Origin of the sequence: Collinsella sp. LCP19S3_C9 (assembly GCF_052121575.1) — a bacterium.
Taxonomy (GTDB): domain Bacteria; phylum Actinomycetota; class Coriobacteriia; order Coriobacteriales; family Coriobacteriaceae; genus Collinsella.
Map to the genome: position 1 here is coordinate 1 of NZ_JBQKDZ010000035.1, position 1284 is coordinate 1284.

Here is a 1284-nt window from a genome sequence, read left to right on the forward strand (position 1 = left end):
GGGACTGCGGACGATTTCCTGGACCGCTAAATCGCGGCCATCCCCAGCGACGACCGGTAGTCGTCCGGTGTCGCGCCACCGAGCGCGTCGCTTGCCCGCTCGGAGTTGAAGCGCCCTATCCACGCGCCGAGGGCCTCGATGAACTCCCCGGGCGACCAGCCGGACCAGTCCCTCCCGTGGAAGAACTCCTTCTTGAGCAGGCCGAAGAAGCCCTCCATCGCGGCGTTGTCGGGGCTGCAGCCCTTGGCCGACATGCTCCTGACCAGGCCGTTCCGCTCGCATATCGATATCCAGCCCGGCCAGCGGTAGTGCACGCCGCGGTCGGAGTGGATCACGGGGTGCTCGCCGGGCGCCAGCCGGGAGCACGCGTCCGACAGCGTCGAGTTCGCGAGGTCGGCGTCCGGGCGCTCGCCCGCCCGCCAGGCGACGATCGAGGAGTCGAAGCAGTCCCTGATGGCGGACAGGTACACCTTGCGGCCCGTCGGCAGCCTGAACTCGGTTATGTCGGTGAGCCACAGGAAGTTCGGCAGGGCCGAGCGGAAGTCGCGGCGCACGAGGTTCGGCGGGGCGGGGGTCACCTCGCCGCCGTAGGAGCTGTAGGAGCCGGCCCTCCTCCTCATCCACCTCGGGACGAGCCCCTCCTCGCGCATGATGCGCCGGACGACCTTCTCGGAGACGCGCACGGGGTCGTCGAGCTCGCGGAGCCTGCGCACCACGAACCGGTAGCCGCGCGCGCCGTCGCCGTCCTCCAGGAACACCCGCCGCACGACGTCCCTCAGCGGCGCCAGGCGGTCCGGCCTGGCGATCGCGCGGCGCTGGTAGTCATAGGAGCTCCTCGATATCCTCAAGAAGCCGGTGAGTTCTCTCAAGGACCACTTCCCCGCAGGCCTCAGGCGGTCTATCACCAGGGTCTTCTCCCTGTTCGACATCCCGTCGAGGCTCTCGGCTTTTAAAACGTCCTGCACCGCCCTCAGCACCGCGTTCTCGAGCCTGAGCCGCTCGATCAGGGCGTCCTTGTCCTCCGGGTCGATGTCGGGGTAGTCGGGGCCGTCCCCGACGAGTCGCGGCAGGTCCATTCCTCCACCGGCCCTTCCCGCGGGCTTGCGCACGTCCCTGATCCAGCGCCAGACGGACGTCTTGCCGGGCCCGCCGAGTATCTCGGTTATCTCCATGACGGTGAGCCCGGCGCCGCGAAGCGCCCTGGCCCTCTCCACCATTCTCCTACTGTATGCCATGCGGACTCCGTTCCGGACCTCAACGGTCCAACTTTTTGTCCGCAGTCCC

The 1284-nt window shown here is 68.5% G+C and carries 1 protein-coding gene; it reads right to left on the reverse strand.

The features are described 5' to 3' along the window. Window positions 1-26: 26 nt before the first annotated feature. Window positions 27-1284, reverse strand: a 1258-nt coding sequence (locus ACTQXI_RS08860; RefSeq protein ID WP_441548533.1) for an IS3 family transposase, incomplete at its 5' end; no start/stop codon positions are given.